Annotated in this window: 12 protein-coding genes; 9 read left to right on the top strand and 3 right to left on the bottom strand. The window is 39.1% G+C overall.

Annotated elements, in window-relative coordinates; all coding sequences use genetic code 11:
• Positions 1-12 precede the first annotated feature (12 nt).
• From proS to L2567_RS11245, 5 genes are all read left to right on the top strand, one after another.
• On the top strand, positions 13-1479 hold the full coding sequence (gene proS / locus L2567_RS11265) for a proline--tRNA ligase (protein ID WP_235297873.1): 1467 nt from the start codon (positions 13-15) through the stop codon (positions 1477-1479).
• A 374-nt stretch (positions 1480-1853) separates the two neighbouring features.
• The gene (locus tag L2567_RS11260) at positions 1854-6953 is read left to right on the top strand and encodes a T9SS type A sorting domain-containing protein (RefSeq protein ID WP_235297872.1); all 5100 of its coding nucleotides are present in this window, start codon (positions 1854-1856) and stop codon (positions 6951-6953) included.
• 285 nt (positions 6954-7238) lie between these two features.
• A complete protein-coding gene (locus tag L2567_RS11255; RefSeq protein WP_235297871.1) occupies positions 7239-12341 on the top strand; it encodes a T9SS type A sorting domain-containing protein in 5103 nt (1700 codons plus the stop codon).
• 136 nt (positions 12342-12477) lie between these two features.
• On the top strand, positions 12478-12867 hold the full coding sequence (locus L2567_RS11250) for a DUF3127 domain-containing protein (RefSeq protein WP_235297870.1): 390 nt from the start codon (positions 12478-12480) through the stop codon (positions 12865-12867).
• Positions 12868-12903: 36 nt separating this feature from the next.
• Positions 12904-13434, top strand: coding sequence for a hypothetical protein (locus L2567_RS11245; protein WP_235297869.1), 531 nt, complete (start codon positions 12904-12906; stop codon positions 13432-13434).
• A gap of 418 nt (positions 13435-13852) precedes the next feature.
• Here the strand turns inward: L2567_RS11245 and bcp are convergent, their stop codons facing one another.
• From bcp to meaB, 3 genes are read right to left on the bottom strand one after another with little or no spacing between them, the layout of a single operon-like run.
• Positions 13853-14320, bottom strand: coding sequence for a thioredoxin-dependent thiol peroxidase (gene bcp / locus L2567_RS11240; RefSeq protein ID WP_235297868.1), 468 nt, complete (start codon positions 14318-14320; stop codon positions 13853-13855).
• A gap of 53 nt (positions 14321-14373) precedes the next feature.
• The gene (locus L2567_RS11235; protein ID WP_235297867.1) at positions 14374-16044 is read right to left on the bottom strand and encodes a M23 family metallopeptidase; all 1671 of its coding nucleotides are present in this window, start codon (positions 16042-16044) and stop codon (positions 14374-14376) included.
• Positions 16045-16055: 11 nt separating this feature from the next.
• Positions 16056-17075: a methylmalonyl Co-A mutase-associated GTPase MeaB gene (meaB, locus tag L2567_RS11230; RefSeq protein WP_235297866.1), complete on the bottom strand. Its 1020-nt coding sequence runs from the start codon at positions 17073-17075 to the stop codon at positions 16056-16058.
• A 193-nt stretch (positions 17076-17268) separates the two neighbouring features.
• On the opposite strand from meaB, the gene L2567_RS11225 reads away from it, so the two are divergent.
• From L2567_RS11225 to L2567_RS11210, 4 genes are all read left to right on the top strand, one after another.
• A complete protein-coding gene (locus L2567_RS11225; RefSeq protein ID WP_235297865.1) occupies positions 17269-17652 on the top strand; it encodes a hypothetical protein in 384 nt (127 codons plus the stop codon).
• Between the two features lie 203 nt (positions 17653-17855).
• Positions 17856-19076, top strand: coding sequence for an IscS subfamily cysteine desulfurase (locus L2567_RS11220; protein ID WP_235297864.1), 1221 nt, complete (start codon positions 17856-17858; stop codon positions 19074-19076).
• Positions 19077-19133: 57 nt separating this feature from the next.
• The gene (gene iscU / locus L2567_RS11215) at positions 19134-19538 is read left to right on the top strand and encodes a Fe-S cluster assembly scaffold IscU (protein ID WP_235297863.1); all 405 of its coding nucleotides are present in this window, start codon (positions 19134-19136) and stop codon (positions 19536-19538) included.
• 1 nt (position 19539) lies between these two features.
• The gene (locus tag L2567_RS11210; RefSeq protein WP_235297862.1) at positions 19540-19866 is read left to right on the top strand and encodes a HesB/IscA family protein; all 327 of its coding nucleotides are present in this window, start codon (positions 19540-19542) and stop codon (positions 19864-19866) included.
• Positions 19867-19961: the final 95 nt, after the last annotated feature.

Here is a 19961-nt window from a genome sequence, read left to right as displayed (position 1 = left end):
TACAAATTATTAATGGCAAAGGAAATTACTGATCGGAGCGAAGACTACTCACAATGGTATTTAGATATAGTTAAAAAAGCAGGTTTGGCTGATAATTCCGCCGTCAGGGGTTGTATGGTCATCAAACCATATGGATTTGCTATATGGGAGAAAATGCAAAGGCAATTGGATGATATGTTTAAAGCCACTGGCCATGTAAATGCTTACTTTCCTTTGTTGATTCCGAAAAGTTTTCTAAGTAAGGAAGCCGAGCATGTAGAGGGATTTGCAAAGGAGTGTGCTGTGGTCACTCATCATCGACTAATGGATGATCCGGATGGCTCTGGTGTAATTGTAGATCCATCTGCTAAACTAGAGGAAGAATTGATCATCAGGCCCACCTCTGAGACCATCATTTGGAATACATACAGAGATTGGATACAATCATATAGAGACCTCCCTTTGTTGATTAATCAGTGGGCTAATGTAATGAGATGGGAAATGCGAACAAGGCCCTTTCTTAGGACTGCTGAATTCTTATGGCAAGAGGGCCATACTGCGCATTCTACTAAAAAAGAAGCAATAGAAGAGAGCAGACTTATTCATGACTTATATGCCGATTTTGCTGAAAATCATATGGCCATGCCTGTAATTAAAGGAGCGAAATCAGCCAATGAAAGATTTGCTGGAGCTGTGGATACTTACACGATAGAAGCTATGATGCAAGATGGAAAGGCCCTTCAAGCGGGAACGTCCCACTTTCTTGGCCAAAACTTCGCAAAGGCATTTGATGTCAAGTTTCTGAATGAAGGCAATAAAGAAGAGTTTGTTTGGGCTACTTCATGGGGGGTTTCAACGAGATTAATTGGAGGTCTGATCATGACTCATTCAGACGATGAGGGCTTAGTATTACCTCCAAAGTTAGCTCCAATTCAGGTCGTCATCATTCCGATTCCGAAACCCAATTCAGTCTTGAAGGAAGAGTGTAATAAGATCAAACAAGAGTTGGAAGAACTAGGACTCAGTGTTAAAGTGGATTTCGATAAGAAAAAGCGTCCAGGATTTAAGTTCGCAGAATATGAAATGCTCGGAGTGCCAGTACGGATTGGGCTTGGGGCAAGAGACCTTGAAAACAATCAGGTTGAGGTGGCAAGACGCGATACTAAGGAGAAATCAAATTACAATAGAGAGGGGCTGGGCCAGCAAATCAAACAACTATTGGAAGAGATTCAGGACAATCTTCTTAGGCGAGCTAAAGCTTTCAGAAGTGACAATACTCACGAGGCAACGACCATGGAAGAATTTGAAGAAATTCTAGATCAAAAAGGAGGTTTTATTATGGCTCATTGGGATGGTACAACAGCCTCTGAGTTAGCCATCAAAGAAAAGACAAAAGCAACCTTGCGATGTATACCGATTGAAGGTGAAAAGAGTGAAGGAAAATGTATTTACAGTGGTGAAAAATCATTACAAAAAGTTCTTTTTGCGCGCGCTTATTAAAAATTTTGCAAAAGACGGTAATTTAACATATTTAAGAATAATTTAATATGTATTTTTGATTTATTGTGTTAATTATTCGTTTTTAGGGTTATAAATGTATCGATTGTGACAAATATTGACATATCGTTTTAACAGATACAAGATATTCATAATGTTTAAAAAGTTGATCGATATAGCTCTATATATGACCATTAAATTTATGTGGATAATCAGGCTCTGAGCGCTCTGAAATCCTTTGAATAAAGCATTTCTATACTTAGTTTTGGGGTGGGAAATAAGGCTTTTTTGTGTCTTATTACCAAAGAATGATAATAACTAACTTTTAAGTAGCGCAAACTGCTTATCGGTTTTTATTCAGAACCAAAACTTATCTCATGAATCGTATCTTAAGACCGATCTTAAGAATGCGCACTACCCGTGTGTGCATTTTTTTGCTTGCCTTTATAGGGGCAGGTATTTTAAACGGGCAGTCTCCCGTTCCTATTGAAAATTGTCCTAATCCAATCACAAACATTGTCATTGACGATCCAGAATTTGACTGTGTGGATCTATTTAGTTTAGCTGAATATCCTACGTCAAGCGCTGGTGAGGTAAGATGGTATGCTACTGGGGCAAGTGCTACGGGAAGTTCTATGGATACACGGCCTATTAGTCAATTTGATAGCGCACCGTTTTTCTTCGGACTTTCTAAAGTTATTTTTGTGGCACCTGATGGGCTGGGAGGGACATCAGAATGCAGTACCATAGTTTTTGTTTCAGAAGAAGCTAATCTTCCAACTACCACTTGCGATCCGATTACGGTCGATTTAGGTGGTGCTTGTAGTGGTGAGGCCATGGTGCCTTTCAGTTCTGTAAGGATAAATACGGATGTATGTGCTCCAAACGACATAGATAGCGTAAGCCTTTCATGGACCATGGCAAGCATGGGACCACCGCAAAGGACACTTGTCGTGAATGCACACTCCGGAAATCCATCATTCTACAGTTTATTTCTTAGAAAGTGGGTGGACGCCACTCCTATCAGAGAGCTGAGTTGCCTCGTGCAAATTAATGTTATTAATGAGCCAATGGCTGCACTAATTTGCCCGAGCACTCAAACCATTGCCGTGGCACCGGGTTGTACAGCAGCTTATACTTACGATGTACTTGGTGCATCTACGGCTCCTTGCAATGGATCTATTGATCAAACGATGGGTGACCCCAGTGGTACACCCCTGGCAGCGGGAATATATGATTATGAGTTCGAGCTCGTAGATCTTCAGGATCCCAATGATCCTGATGACGATATGATGGATGTTTGTAACTGGACTGTTACTGTGGAAGAATCAAATACAGCTTCCACACAGCTTACTTGTATTGCAGATTTAAATGTCTCTATCGATCAAAACTGTGAAGCCATTCTTGAAATTCCTGCGATCCTTACAGGAAATACTTGTTTACCTACTGCCCAATTAATGTTAAGAGCAGTAATCAACGGTGTCGAGCAGGAAGGTACAACATTAACGTTCACGGAAGCTAATGTTGGTCAATCAATTGATGTCAGTGTAATAGGACCCAATGGATTGAATTCTTGCTGGGGAACCGTAAATATTGAAGATAAAATAGGGCCGTCCTTAGTTTGTCCTGACGATATGACGATATTATGTTCTGAACCTAGTGATACATCTGCGACAGGCGTGCCAACTTTAGTTGGAAGTGGATGTACGGATGCAGATATATTTTTTAATGATGCCATCGTTACTAACCAGTGTGATGGAGAGTATCAGTCGATCATTAACAGAAGCTTCTATGCAGTAGACGCTGCAGGGAACAGAGGTCCGATTTGCACTCAGGTCATATTCGTGGAAAGAGAAACCTTAATGAGTGCTATTTTGCCACCACATTGGGATGGTTTGGATATGCACTCCGGAATTCAGGATAATGGGGTAAGCAGTAATCCACCTTTAGCATGTGATGGAGCTGGTACGGTATATAACACAATAGAAAGAGAGGATGGAAGAATTGTGCCATCACCATATCCGGATGGAGATTTGATAGGTACAGGTTTTCCAGGAGATGTAGGATTATGTGGAACCATATATGCTTTTTACGAAGATTTGATTATTGATATTTGTGAGGAAGATTGTGACCAATCTGACAACTCATATAAGGTCCTTAGAACCTGGGATCTATTTGACTGGTGTACTGGTGGAACTTTGATTCATCAGCAGATCATTAAGGTAGTGGATACAGTGGCACCTGTTTTTCAGGTTGGTGTTCCAGACCTTACAGTGAGTACTGATCTTTGGAGTTGTGGAGCGACGATCAAATTGCCGACTGTTGTAGCAACGGATAATTGCTCTGAAGAAATTACATATACTTGGGCAGTTAGTAACGGTACCTATGATGCTGCCACCAATAGGGTATTTATAGCAAGTCCGGCTTTAACTACACCTGGACAGGAAATTGAGTTGATTGCCTATGCCAGCGATTGCTGTGGTAATATTGCTGCTGATACTGGATTGGTCACAATACTTGATTTACTGCCTCCAACTGTGGTTGCGGATGAACACACAGTGGTTACACTCAATAATCAAAGTGAAGACGGATATACTAAAGTCTATGCAGAAACATTTGACGATGGTTCGTTTGACGGTTGTGGACCTATAGATTTTTGGGTGAGAAGAATGGATAGGGCTTGTGAAAAATTCGATGGTGATCCAGAAGGAGAAATAGATGAAATAAATGATTTCCATAAAGTAATCCACTTTTGCTGTCAAGATTTAGATGAGGACCAAATGATTGTTTTTATGGTTTGTGATGATGGTGATGGTGATGGTATTCCTGAAAATAATGGTGATGATAATTGTAATACAGCGATGGTGCTTGTAAATGTACAGGACAAGTTGGCCCCAACCATCAATTGTCCTCCACGTGAGACCATTAATTGTATAGACTTTGTGGCATTTGCAGACCTGTTAGGTAAAGAACTTACGGATGAAGACATCAGTAAATTGGATGCTCGGTTTAAGACCGCTTTTTCCAATAGTACCTGTGGTGTTATTGATGGTCAAACTTTCACAGGCTTAGATGAGGTCTGTGGAGTAGGATCAGCCATGAGAACTTTTACGGTAACTACTACAAATGGTCAGGCAAGTTGTACACAAATGATCAGTGTTGTAGGCAATCAAGATAATCTACTGTCGTGTGATAGAATTAGTTTTGAAGCCGGTACTCCTGAGGACAACGCGAATTATGATTGGTGTGATCCGTCAGATGAGGTGACCCCATTCGTTAAGACCATTCAGATTTTCGAATGTGGTGGCACAGTTATCAATGAGCCGTTGATTGATCGCAATGGATTGTGTACTGAGGTTGGTGTAAACCTGACTTTAGATACTTTTAAATTTGCGGGAGGTGGTTGTATCAAAATACTGGCACACTGGGAGGTGATTGATCAGTGTTTCTTTGATGAAAATTTCTTTGTTGATGATGAAGTTGATCCTTTTGTCAATGAAAATGGATATTACGAGCTTTATGTAGAATACGATATATTCGATAATGCTCCACCTAATCTTGATTGTAATGATATTACTGTAGAAACAACCGACTGTCTTTTGAACGATGACGTATTTACCATGACTGCGAGTGATGATTGTACAGCTGATGAATTTGTCAGTGTTACTTATAAAGTGGATCTGGGTAATGACGGAGTATATGAAATTCCGGCAAATGGTTCTGCAGCAGAAGGTAATGAGTTTGACGCTTCAGAAATCGGTGGATTGCCTATCGGTACTCATGCTATCAAGTGGATAGCGTACGATGGTTGTGGTAATTATGCGACATGTCATCAGGAGATAGAAGTTGTGAAGCAAGCAAAAGCACCTACACCTTATTGTCATCTTGGATTATCAAGTGCAGTAATGGACGAAGAATACGGATGTTCAGTGGAGTTTTGGGCTACAGACTTTGCGGTAGATGGATTTGACGATTGCGATGATTCTATCACGGTACTGATGATTCCTTATCAGGATATCTATGGCGAGCCAGCAGATCTTGAAGACGATCTTTCTGTGGAAGAAGCCCTTGCAGCTGCTCAAGCTAATTGGGTATTTGGATGTGAATACATTGAAAATGGAATTAGTCACGTAGTAGAGTTAAGGATTTATTTTGTGGACGAAGATGGAAATTTCGATTTCTGTGACGCATCACTTACGCTTAATGATAACTTCGATTGCTGCGAGGATTTAGATCTTGGTGGTTCTTCTATGATTGCAGGTAATATTGCGACCTCAGAAGGTGTTATTCTAGAGGATGTCAATGTGAGTGTAACCACAGATCAACCTGAGTTTCCAAGAATTGGATTAACTTCTAAAGAAGGGAGTTTTACCTTTAACAATTTGCCTAAGAGCCTGAACTATTCAGTAGTACCTGGAAATGATAAGAATGCGAGAAAAGGAGTGTCGACTTTGGATATTGTATTAATTCAAAGACATATTTTAGGTATTGCTGAATTGGACTCTCCTTATAAGATCATTGCTGCTGATATCAATAATAACCAGAAGGTAAATGCACTTGACTTGTTACAATTAAGAAAGATGATTCTTGGGCTTTATAGCGACGGCAAATTCCCTAACAATACTTCCTGGAGATTTGTAGACTCTGAATTTAAATTCACAGATGCTAAAAGACCTTTCCCATACTCTGAAAAGAGAGATGTGATGAATCTATCGTATGATATGTATAATCAGAATTTCATTGGAGTCAAGATAGGTGATGTGAATGGGTCTTACTCAGCTTCCATTTCAGATGATGCTGTGAGAAGATCGGGACAGGTGAAGCAAATTACATTAGAAGACAAAGAATTCAAAAGAGGGGAGGTTATTACAATAGAATTGACGTCTGAGGACATAAGTAATTTCTATGGTTTCCAGTTTGGGCTGGTTTATGAAGAATCGAAATTAAGGTTCAAAGGTGCTGAAGATGGTGAAGTAATGATCGGTGAATCCAATCTTGCCGTAAAAGATGGTCGTCTTTTAATAAGCTGGAACGATGTAGAACTAAACCATTTGGATAATGGAAGTACACTATTGAGTCTTTCATTTGAAGCCATAAATACTGGTGTGACTAGCAGATCAATTAAGATGGATAGGTCTGAATTAGATCCGGAAGTATATGGTGACAATCTTGAAGTTGAACCATTGGATTTGACCTGGAGATCTGCAGAGGCCTATGGCTTTAAATTGTTACAGAATACACCTAATCCATTTAATACCAGAACAGAGATTGCTTTCATTCTCCCCGAAGTTGGAACAGCAGTTTTCAAGGTATTTGATGTAACAGGAAAAGTAGTAAAAGAACTTAACAGAACGTTTGATAAGGGAATCAATAAGATTTACCTGGATAATAGTGAGTTGCAATCAAGCGGAGTTTATTATTATCAATTAACGTATGAAAATGAAAGCGCAAGTAGGAAAATGATTCTTTTGGATTAAGGTCTTAAATGCGTTGTTACAATTCATGAGTAATAGGGAGTCGGATGTTAGCGTCCGGCTCTTTTTTTGTTAGTTTTCGACATATCATATTATTCCTAAAAATAAATTATAGAATATATACAGGTTTAAGTCATTTAATTACAATCATATACATATTTAAAAATATCAAATAAGTGATTATGAGTATAGGTTTGGTCTGAATTTTGTCTCCTGATAAGAGAATAAAATTTTTAATGAGTCATCAGCAAGAGACTTGTTAAATCACCTAACTAATAAATTATACTCATGAATCGATCCTTACGATTTAATTTGAATAAGCACCTCAAGCGTGCTTTTGCTAGTTTGGCACTGTCGATAATCTCCATATGTGCCTTCAGCCAAATTTCAAATTGCCCCAGCGAATTTGTATCCCTTATTGTAGATGATGATGATAACTGTACTGCTGCATTCATGACCATGCCAGCGATTATGGCAAGCGGTACAGCTACTTTTTCTTCAGAAGGAGCCACCGTTGCTAATGATGTTGCATTTTCCATGCTGTCCGGATTTCCTTTTGAATTTGGTGTTTCGGAGGTAACGATCATCGATGGACTTGAAAACTGTATTTTCACAGTCATTGTTTCTAACGATGCTCCTACATTTACGGATTTGTGCAGTGCTGTAACTGTTGATTTAATGGGAGAATGCACGCAGGAATTTTTTCTTCCTGATGACTTTCCATTAGCAGCTACATCAACTTGCCCAGCTGGAAATATCACCTTTTCATTCACAGATACAGATCCAAGTGATAATTCAATCACATTGGATGCTACTATGTTAGGTGATATCAATGCCACCATATATATTAACAATGGAGCGGAGCAAGGATCATGTAATAAAACCATCACCGTAGAGGACTCAGCACCTATCATGGCTGCCATTAATTGTCCTGGTGATGCCACTCTTGCTGTAGCACCTAGTTGTATGTTTGTCTATAATTATGCAGTGGATGCAACCATTCCATGTGGAGGAAGTCTGGTACAAACTGCAGGTGATCCTAGTGGAACACCTTTAGGTGCTGGAATGTATACTTACACTTTTGAAGTCAGGGATGCCAATGGATCGAGCCAGGCAGTCTGTTCCTTCAATGTAAACGTTGAGGAAACTGCTGAAGCAGGGGCTCAAGTCAATTGCTTGGCAGAACTAAATGTCTCCTTAGATCAGACCTGCGAGGCGATCATAGGTCCTTCTGACTTTGTTACAGGTCAAATTTGTAGTGATATAGACTTGTATACTGTTTCAGCCATTATAAATGGTGAGGAAGTGAGCGGACCAACTATAACTTTTACTCAAGATCAAATTGGTCAGGAAATAGATGTTACGGTTTTTGATCCCAATATGGTCAATTCGTGTTGGGGTACCGTAACCATAGAAGATAAAGTGGCACCTATTATTGCGTGCCCGGATGATCTAACAGTGACCTGTTTAGAACCTACTGACACATCTGCAACAGGACTTCCAATGTTGTTAACTGCATTTCCTTCTGATGATGAAATGATAGCAACTGCAACAATTTCAAATGGAAGCTGTGTAGTGGATCTATTTTTTGACGATGTGATTCAGGAGTTTGGATGTAATGGTCCTTTCCAAAGAGTGATTACCAGAACATTCTATGTCATTGATAATGCAGGGAACAGATCTGAGTCTTGCTCACAAACCATATCTGTTACAAGGGAAACATTGGCATCAGCCACTTATCCCCCACATTATGATGGTATAGATGATCACCCTGACTTGAATGATAATGGAGTTGGTAGTGAGCCACCACTTTCGTGTGATGGTCAAGACATCACCTGGAATTCAATTGTCAATGATCAGGGAAGAATCGTTCCAAGTCCATACGATTCCATTACTCCTGCAGGTGATACCATTCCAGGAACAGGCGCACCTGGTGGAGTCGGTACATGTGGAACCATCAAATTTTTCTTTGAAGATTTAGTCATTGACATTTGCAATGACGATGGTTGTGAAAGTTATAACCCATCGTATAAAGTATTAAGAACATTTGATATATATGATTGGTGCACCGGTGAGGCAGCACTTCACGAACAGATTATCAAGGTAGTTGATACCATTCCGCCAGTATTCACCACTTTAGTTCCGGATATGACAGTCAGTACAGATCTCTGGGGATGTGGGGCTACCATTAATTTACCGGTAGTTGAAGCGATGGACAATTGTTCATCTGATATTTCCTACTCTTGGTATATCCTGGATGGAACTTATGATGCGGTTTTAAATAAAGTATATGTTCCCGATAATGCACTGACTGAGTTGGGAGAAGAAATAGAACTCATAGTTTTTGCAACGGATTGTTGTGGAAATACAGCTTCGGATACGGGTCTGGTTACCATTGTAGATGCTGTACCTCCCGTGATAGCAGCCGATGAACATACGACCGTTTCACTTAATAGTTTAGAAGATAACGGCGCGGTTAAAGTACACGTTGAATCATTCGATGATGGATCTTGGGATAATTGTGGACCTATTGATTATTGGGTAAGAAGAATGGACAGAGCATGTGAAAATTATGATGGATTAGATGAGAATGGAAATGTAGATACTTCTGAGGTAGATGAAATCAATGACTTCCACAAAACCATTCACTTTTGCTGTGAAGACGTAGCCGAAGATCAAATGGTTGTATTCATGGTTTGTGACGATGCAGATAGAGATGGAATTGTGGAAATGAACGGAGATGATAATTGTAATACTTCGATGATCATTGTCGATGTACAAGATAAACTAGCTCCTACCATAGTATGTCCTAATCCGGTAACCATCAACTGTATCGACTTTGGGATATATCAGGATTACCAAGGAGTAGAACTGAATGAGGATCAACAAGAATTATTGAACGTCAGATTCGGATCAGCATTTACTACCAGCACCTGTGTTTTAGTGACAGGCCAGACTTTTAGTGGTGAAGAACTTTGCGGTTCTGGAACTGCTATGAGAACTTTCACTGCAGAAAATTCTAACGGACAAGCTTCATGTAATCAGACGATTTTCATCGAAGCAGATGAGGACAATGTTTTGACTTGTGATCGCATTTCATTTCCGACACTGTCGGATGCCCCTTATAATTATGACTGGTGTGATCCATTCGATACCCTTTCACCATTTTTAAACCCGATTGTAATTAACAGTTGCGGAGATGTAGAAATAGAAGAACCTATTATCAACAGAGATGATTTATGTACTGAAGTAGGAATTAATTTGACTTTAGATACCTTTAAGTTTGCAGAAGGTGGATGTTTAAAAATCTTAGCTCACTGGGAAGTGATAGACGAGTGTATTTTCGACGAGAATTACTTTGATGACAAAGGTGATTTGGATCCTTCGAATAATGAAGTAGACCCATTTGTAGCTGCAAATGGTTACTTTGAGCTGTATGTAGAGTATGATATCTTCGACTCCGACCCGCCTGTTTTGACTTGTGACAGTATCCTGGTAGAAACGGAAGATTGTTTGTTTAACTATGATTCGTTCAGTATAGTAGCGACGGATGCCTGTACTCCGGACGATGCGCTGGGCTATGGCTATAAAGTAGATTTTAATGCAGACGGATCTTATGATTATCCAGTAGATTCTACAGCTTCAGGTAGCAGTTTTGATGCTAATTTAGTGGGAGGACTACCGGTAGGTACTCATAATGTAAAATGGATAGTGAATGACGGTTGTGGAAATTTCAAAACTTGTATCCAGACCATTCAAGTAGTGCAGAGAATTAAAGCACCTACTCCTTATTGTCACCTTGGTCTTTCAAGTGCCGTTATGGATGAGCAATTTGGATGTTCAGTTGAATTCTGGGCCATAGACTTTATCCAGGATAAAAGTTTGGGGGCTTGTGGTGATCCCTTGACCTACTTAATGATTCCTTATCAGGATATCTTTGGAGACCCTGCAGATGAAACGGACGACTTAAGTGTAGAGGAAGCGCTTGAAATGGCTGAAGCAAGCTGGGACTTTGGATGTGAATACATAGAAAATGGTGTCCAGGGTGTCATAGAAATAAGGGTGTATGCGGTAGATGGAATAGGAGCATATGACTTCTGTGATGCTTCATTAACATTGAATGATAATTTTGACTGCTGTGTAGATCAGGAACTTGGTACCACATTGATTAGTGGGAATGTGATGACAGAGAATGGCGTTGTAATGAACGACATCGAATTGAAAGTGTCTGGAAATTCTCCGGAATTACCGAAAGTCATCAAGACCAGTGATAATGGTAGTTATGTTTTCAATAATCTCAAGTTTAATGAAGATTATAAGGTTTCTGCTTACCACAATGAGAAGGCACTAAAAGGTGTAAGTACTTTGGACCTTGTATTGATTCAAAGACATATTCTTGGAATGACTGAATTGGATTCACCTTACAAGTTAATTGCTGCGGATATCAATGGTAATGAACGCATAAGCGCTTCTGATTTACTGCAATTAAGGAAATTGATTCTCGGATTGTATCCAGATGACCTGTTCCCTAGCAATTTGTCCTGGAGGTTCCTAGACCACGGATATAAATTCGTAGATCCATCGAATCCTTTCCCATTCAATGAGTCGATTAACATTTCAAATCTTCCTCATGCCATGTTTAACCAGAACTTTGTAGCGGTTAAAATAGGAGATGTGAATAATTCGATCCAGGAAAGTGCAGAGCTGAGTTCAGTTACCAGAGAGCAGAGAAACTATATGCTTGAAATTGATAACCAGATTTTTGATGCAGGTCAATATATCAATATTCCGGTTAAAGCTCAGAAAAGCAATACGATAGTGGGAATGCAGTTCGCTCTGAGCATTGATAAGGATATCATCGCTTCCATTGATCTGGAAGGTGGTTTGCTATCTCTAGAAGAGAACCATGTAGCCATTCATGATGATGAGTTGAAGGTAAGCTGGAGTCAGCTGAATGCCATTGACATAGAAGAAGGAGACGTGCTGTTTACATTGAACATTAATACTAAGAAAGCCAGTAGAATGACCAATGCATTGAGACTGAATCCTCAGACATTGAAAGCTGAATTGTATAATGAAAATTTAGAAACCGAGCATTTGAGTCTGGATTTCAGAACTGTAGAAGAAGCTTCATTTGCATTGCTTCAAAATGAGCCGAATCCATTCAGTGACCTGACGAGAATATCTTTTGTACTTCCTACGGACGGACAAGTGAATTTCAAGGTTTTCGACATTTCTGGAAAGCTATTGATGAATAGAAATACACCATACACCAGCGGTACACATACCATTACGGTAAATGGTAATAATCTTCCATCTGATGGCGTTATGTACTATCAGCTTGAATTCAATGGTCAGCAAATCACAAAGAAAATGATCCTAATCGAATAGGATTAAAGATACGATTTATAGATAAGTTTAAAAAAGGGCTGGTATAAAGATACTTAGCCCTTTTTTCTGGAATAAACACATATGGAAAATTAATATTATCCTTTTTAATATTTATTTTTGAGGCAAAATCAGAGAAATGGCATATGAAATGGTAGGCAAGCTTCACAAGAAGTTTGACACAGAAAGTAAAACCAGTAGTTTTCAGGCAAGAGAGTTTGTCTTAGAATCCATAGATTCGAATTATACCCAGTATATCAAGTTTCAGTTGACCCAGGACAGATGTGGAATCATAGATGGATATAATGAGGGAGATCAACTTAAGGTTTATTTTGATTTGCGAGGCAGAGAGTGGAATGAAAAATACTTTACCAATCTCAATGCCTGGAAGGTTGAAGCTATGCAAGCTGATTCTGCATCGGCGCAGCAGGCACCCAGCTCTGATCCATTTCCGTCAGAACCAGTTAATCTGGATTCCTCTCCTGGAGGTTCTTCACAGATGGAAGATTTTGATGACCTTCCTTTTTAATCAAATTTTGTTCTGCACTAAGACGTTATTGATACCATGAGATATGTCTTTTTGCTTTTTTTGTATTCCGTTAGCCTGGAAGCACAAAGTCTTTTTGGTCTTCATACACAGTGGGATGACGACATTAAGCAATGGGATATTTCGCTGAATGAAGGAGAGCTGGAAGGGTCTATCGAGATGACCTGGCGAATGCGAAACGACTTCACCGAATGGAATTATAAAATCGGAGATCGGAGAGGCAACATTCAGCAAAAGTGGGACAATAACGCTAATGTTTGGGAATTAAAATCAGTGGATAGAATTGTGACGGTATCAACAGTATGGTCAGGTGACTTTACCTCCTGGCGCGTGAATGATGGTAGCCATACGATTAAGATAGAACGACCGTATTTAAGTGCAGATCCTATAGAGTGGCGCATTATAGCAGATGACAAAGATTCTTTTTTCTGGTATAACGAGTATGAGTATGACATCAGGGATTGGGTGATAGAAGATTATCTAGATGAAACCTACAGTCTGGAACTTAAGTTAGCAGCAGTATTTATTTCGATTTTGCATTCTCTTTAGGTTTATCTGGCACATAAAACTTATTGGTTAAAGCTGATGATATCATCAAATGGAGGACACCCTTGCTATAGTAGAAATTTTATCATACCATACACACTTATAAGGCAGTAGGAAGTTGGATGGGAGGCAGACAAAGCAATATCGCGAGACTGTAGACTTTTTTAGCTTGTGATGTTAAATCTCTACCAAGAGTTACCCTCAGATCTGCCTTTGAAGAAAATAAAGATCAGTTGCGAAAATATGATCATAATATGAATAAAAGTGAGTGACCTGACGCTGAATAATAATGAATTAAATTGGAGTCAAGTGTCAAAGGTGTTCAACGCGTAGTATATGAAGTTCATCAAGTAAAAAGGCCGCAAATTTAAGATTTTGCAGCCTCTAAACTAAACTTCTAACTATGATGTGAATTGCAATTTCAACTATAACTCATCTCGTTTAAGATTTGTTCAGTGTGTTCTTTCGTTTTTACCTTACTGATAATTTTTTCTATATTTCCTTCCTCATCAATGATGAAAGTGGTTCTATGTAAGCCATCGTACTCTCTTCCCATAAATTTCTTAGGTCCCCATATTCCATAGGCATTGATGATAGATCTATCTTCATCTGCTATCAAGGAATACTGAAATTCATATTTATCAATAAATTTTTGATGTTTTTTAGAGCTATCCGGGCTAACCCCTAGGATTTCAAAACCCATTTTCTTGAGCTTTTTGAAGTTATCTCGGAGATTACAAGCTTCCTTTGTGCAACCTGGGCTGTCATCTTTTGGATAAAAAAACAAAATAAGTTTCTTGCCTTTGTAATCACTTAATTTGACAGTTTTACCCTTTTCATTGATACCCTTGAAATCAGGAGCTTCGTCTCCTTCCTGTAAATGTGTCATAGATCAAATTTTGATTGATAAATGACTAACAGGGAACCATTAATTTTGTTTAGCTACCGGAAAAACTTTTTACTGAATTCAGTAGTGTTTCCCCGATCGTCAGAGACTTTCAAAATCATTATATGTTCTGTACCATTTGAAAGTGAGGGCGGAACCTTATAAGTTAATAGGTTTCTTTTAAGATCATATTCGAATTTAGCCCATTGACCGTCAATTGTTGCAAAGTATTGTAACCCCTTTGCAGTTCCCGAATCAGAGTAATTGTCTTCTATTCTGAATTGAATCTTACTTCCGGTAAAAGAGGTCAGTGGAGTAATTTGAGGAGCAAGGGTATCATAGAATAAAGCATAATTCCCGAATTCATAAAGTGTACAAACAAATGAGTTGCCTTCCCATCGCCCACCATATGTTTTAATACGTCCAGGCTCAGAACACTCGATTATGCAAGCTTTGTTCTTAAGATTCTCCGGTACACTATCAGGCTTTAGGGAGAAAGTGATCGGTTTGTGAAGTGGTACCTCATCGCTACCTAAGTGATAAACATCCGTTAGATATTCGCTTTCACTTTTGTTGATATACAGAAAGAGGTCTTCGTAAAGACAGCTGTCTGGGAAGTAAATCTCAATTTCATTTTGTTGAATGACATTGGGTTCTTTATAAGAAAGATGGTAATTAAACACTTTAGGTTTTACTCCATACATGGAAGTATCACGCTTAATCTTAAAAGCCACCTTTGAGTGATTTCCTTCAAAATCGACGGCGTGAATCTCTATTTCTCTGGGCTTATTCTGATACAATTCGACGATGGACTTATCCTCTTTTTCATACATGGGCAGATGATTGCCTTTTAGCTTAAAACAACGATGAAATCTCGCTCTGGTATTTTTGTAGTGCTTGTAGTCGATATGAGCATTCAGATACCTTGTATTTGTATAGGATATAGAATCAAATTTAAAATGATAGCTTTCTTCGCCGTCGACCGATAGGGTCATTTCGTAGATGCCGTTTTTATTATAACCTGAATTCATGGGATCGTATGTTTGAATTCCAAACCCCACTCGCCATGCTGGAATTTCCTGATCCGACAGTCGATAGGCATTGTTTCCAATGGTAGTAGGTGAAACGGTTTTTGAGTCAATCTCTCTGTATTGATCATCCAAACTATAAATCTTTATGTTTTTGATGATGGGAGCGGTTTTATCGCTTAGTTTGAATCCGAATCTAATCGGATTAATAGGAACTTCTGTTTTTGTGTCCCTTATCTCAAAATGAAGATGAGGTCCATATGAACTGCCGGAATTTCCCATATTGCCGATTTGTTCACCCTTTATTATCGGGATTTCCCCGACACTAAATTGCTCATTAATCTCAAATGATTGTCTTTTTTCTTGAATCGAAGAGACCAAAGAATCTAGTTTTACACTGAAGTTTCTGAGATGACCATAGATAGTAGTGTGACCAGAAGGGTGGTCAATATAAACAGCATTGCCAAAACCTGAGCGACTGACAAGAACTCTGGATATATGACCCTTTTCAACAGCAAAAATAGGATCCCCTGAACTTCTGTTAGATGATTTTATGTCAATACCCATGTGAAAATGATTAGACCTCAACTCTCCAAAAGTGCCGGCCAATCTGATTTCATGGGCAACAGGTGAAATAAATTCCTGTCCTGAAACAATTTGCAAAGCCAGAATGGCCAGAATGAAAAATTTTCTCCTCATTTCCTTACTGCTTACTTAAATTTAGCATTGATGAATTTATCAAACGCACTGAGGTTTGCATATATGTCTCCACCTTTTGATAATTCTTCAATTTTTTCAGAAACTTCTTTGTTTTCTGATAGGGAGATATAGAGCATCTCTTTCGCTTGTTTTTCAAACCATTCCTGTTCTTGAGCTTTTCTTTTTTTGTTGATTCTTATTCTAAGTTTCTTATCTTTTGAGTACTCGATGAGTTTTTGTGCTAATTCCGGGATGCCTCGCTGAGTAATTGATGAAATCACCTGAACTTCTATTTTTCCTAAAAGATGATGTGGTTCCGCATTGAAATGAAGTGCATTAGCATACGCTCTCCTGCTTGATTCGGCAGCTTCCATTAATGCCCCATCCCCTTTGTTGATCAGAATGAGATCTGCCATTTCAACGATACCCCTCTTTATCCCTTGTAATTCATCTCCTCCGGACGGATTCAGTAAGAGCAGCATGATGTCTGTCATTTTCCCAACTTCTAGTTCTGATTGACCCACCCCCACTGTCTCAACAAGGATAAAATCAAACTTAGCGGTCTCACAAATTTTTATAGTAGGGAGTAAACTATTTCTAACACCGCCACTTTCGAGGGCATTAGAAGAAGGTCTAATAAACGCTTTACTCGATTTGCTGAGTTTTTCCATTCTTGTTTTATCGCCCAGAATACTGCCTTTAGATCGCTGACTCGCCGGATCAATGGCCAGTACAGCTACTGAAAATCCCTGGTGAATGAGCTCCAGTCCCAATGCCTCTATAAATGTGCTTTTGCCCACTCCCGGTGGACCGGTTATCGCAATTCGAGTACTGGTTTGAGATTCAGGTAATTCAGAGAGGAAGGAGATCAACCTGGGATTACGCAATAAATTTTTATGTTCAATTAATGTGATGACTCTGGAAAGAATGGCCACCTCTTTATTCTGGATACCCTGCTTCATACTTTCTGTGTCTTCAGGCAGAGCATCCCGATTTCTAGATCTGATATTTTTATTGAGATTGATATCCATTGAAAAAATTCAAAGATAGAACTTATTATGAAAAAATGTAATATGTAATGGTCGCTTGCTAAGGAATATTTAAGAGTTGAACGAAATAATTTAAAGAAAAGTTAATGAAAAATTAAGCTTTTCCTATTGTGCTACTTTTTAACCAGCATCATCGTCATTCTTTCATAAATTAACCAATATAAAAAAATTGAAGATGAAATATGTTGCCCTGATTTTCCTGACACTTATCATCATTTCATGTGAAAAGTACGACGAAGAAATACTGCCAGTGGTAGGCGTTTATGAAGCTAATGTGGTAGGTGTAAGTGGACCTTTTTCGATAAGTGTTTCATCAGATCGCGGGAACAGGATACTCATTGATGCACCTTGGGATGGTGAAAACTGGGCTGTCTTAGAAGCCAGGATCCGTAACGAACATGAGTGGGATAAAGATATCGTCATTAGAGAGCAATGGCTAGCTGATGGCGTCACGCTTGTAGGCGAAGGCATATTCTTTGACTACAGCATTCAGCTCGATTATATCATATGGATCGACAACATAAGGCACGATTTCACGATTGTGGGAACGAAACTTTAGTAGGATGATAGGCAGCCGACCCGAAGCTTGATTTCGACTCTCTTGAACAGGGAAGGCTGCCTACTTTATTATTCACCTTCGGAAAGAACTAATCTTCCATTCGCTTGTTAATAGTGTAAATTACTAAAACGTCTGGTGCAAAACCAAAGATTTATAGTGATATACGCTATATTTGCAGTTGCAAATGTTAAATAAAATACTTGATGAGCGAACAATTAATATATCTAGATAATAATTCAACCACTCCGGTGGATCCAAGGGTGGTTGACACCATGGTACCCTACTTTCACTCAATACCTGGCAATGCTGCTTCCAGAAGCCATCCTTTTGGGTGGAAAGCTGAAGAAGCTGTAGACTATGCACGTGAGCAGATCGCTAATCTGATCGATGTTGATTCTAAAGAGATCATATTCACATCAGGAGCCACAGAAGCCGATAATTTGGCTTTGAAAGGTGCTTTCGAGATGTATAAGAGAAAGGGCAATCATATTATCACGTTAGAAACAGAACACAAAGCTGTTCTTGATGCATGTAAGAAAATTGAAAAGATCGGTGGTGAAGTCACTTATCTTAAAGTGCAGCGGGATGGATTGTTGGACCTGAAAGATCTCGAAAATGCCATTACAGATAAAACCATTTTGGTTTCTATTATGTGGGCCAACAATGAGACGGGAGTCATTCAACCTATGAAAGAGATAGGTGAGATTTGTGAGAAACATGGGGTGCTATTTATGAGCGATGCTACTCAAGCTGTAGGAAAGATTCCTGTGAACCCGAAGGAAGTGGGCGTTCATCTAATGGCTTTCACGGCTCATAAAATGTATGGTCCGAAAGGCGTAGGCGCACTATTTGTTAATCGTAAGAACCCAAGAGTTAAAGTGACAGCACAGATGGATGGCGGTGGTCATGAAAGGGGTATGAGGTCAGGTACATTGAATGTTCCGGGAATCGTAGGTTTTGGAAAGGCTGCAGAACTTGCCAAGAAAGAAATGCATGAGGACGCGGAGCGTTTATCGAAGTTGCGAGATAAGTTAGAACAGGGATTTCTTAATAATTTAGAAGAGGTCTATGTCAATGGAAATACGGAACACAGAATGCCGCATGTTACCAATATATCTTTTAAACATGTGGAAGGAGAGGGATTAATGATGACTTTTAATCAGAATGTTGCTGTATCTTCAGGTTCGGCATGTACTTCAGCTTCTTTGGAGCCTTCGTATGTTTTAATTGCTTTGGGACTGGGAGATGATCTTGCCCACTCATCTATCAGGTTTAGTCTGGGTAGATTTACCACCGAGGAGGAAGTCGATACCGCTTTGGAGATGGTGACAAAGGGAGTAAAGCACATGAGAGATTTAAGTCCAATCTGGGAAATGTATAAAGAAGGAGTGGATTTAGAATCTGTACAGTGGACAGAACATTAGAGAATTAATGAACTAAGCATCATTAATATTCGTTAAATTAGTAGAAAAAAAAGCAAAATGGCATATTCAGATAAAGTATTAGAGCATTTTAAAAATCCTAAGAATGTAGGAACATTGGATAAATCCAAAAACAATGTGGGCACTGGTCTTGTCGGTGCACCCGAGTGTGGTGATGTGATGAGGCTCCAGATTGAGGTCGATGAAACCAATGGCAAAATCAAAGATGCTAAATTTAAGACTTTCGGTTGCGGGTCTGCAATCGCATCTTCGTCATTAGCTACAGAGTGGTTAAAAGGTAAATCTATTGATGAAGCACTCAGTATCGATAATATGGATATTGTAGAGGAATTGGCCTTACCACCAGTGAAAATTCACTGTTCAGTTTTAGCAGAAGACGCTATTAAAAGTGCGATCAAAGATTATAAGACCAAAAACAAATTAGTAGAAGTAGAAGCTAAGTAATATGGTTTATGTAGCAGATAGTGCTAAGGAGCGTATTCAAGAAATAATACAACAAGGTGATATCGCGGATGATTTTTTTGTCCGCGTTTCTGTCACTAGTGGGGGCTGTTCTGGTTTATCGTACACTTTGGACTTTGATAATGAGACCAAGCCTAATGATCAGGAATTCTTTGATAATGGTGTTAAAGTGGTGACTGACCTTAAAAGCTTTTTGTATTTATGCAATACTACTTTAGAGTTTTCAGGAGGATTGGAAGGTAAAGGATTTTATTTTAATAATCCTAATGCCTCACGTACCTGCGGCTGTGGTGAAAGTTTTTCTGTTTAGATCTCGCCTGGTCTACTCATCCCAGTAAACTTCATGAATATTTCTTATGCATCTGGAACACTGCGTGGTCAGTTGATTCAATGATAATTAAGTAC

The sequence above is a fragment of the Portibacter marinus genome, assembly GCF_021533195.1.
GTDB classification, from domain to species: Bacteria; Bacteroidota; Bacteroidia; order Chitinophagales; family Saprospiraceae; genus Portibacter; species Portibacter marinus.
Note: the sequence above shows the minus strand (reverse complement) of the source record. Positions and strands in the feature narration are given on the sequence as shown.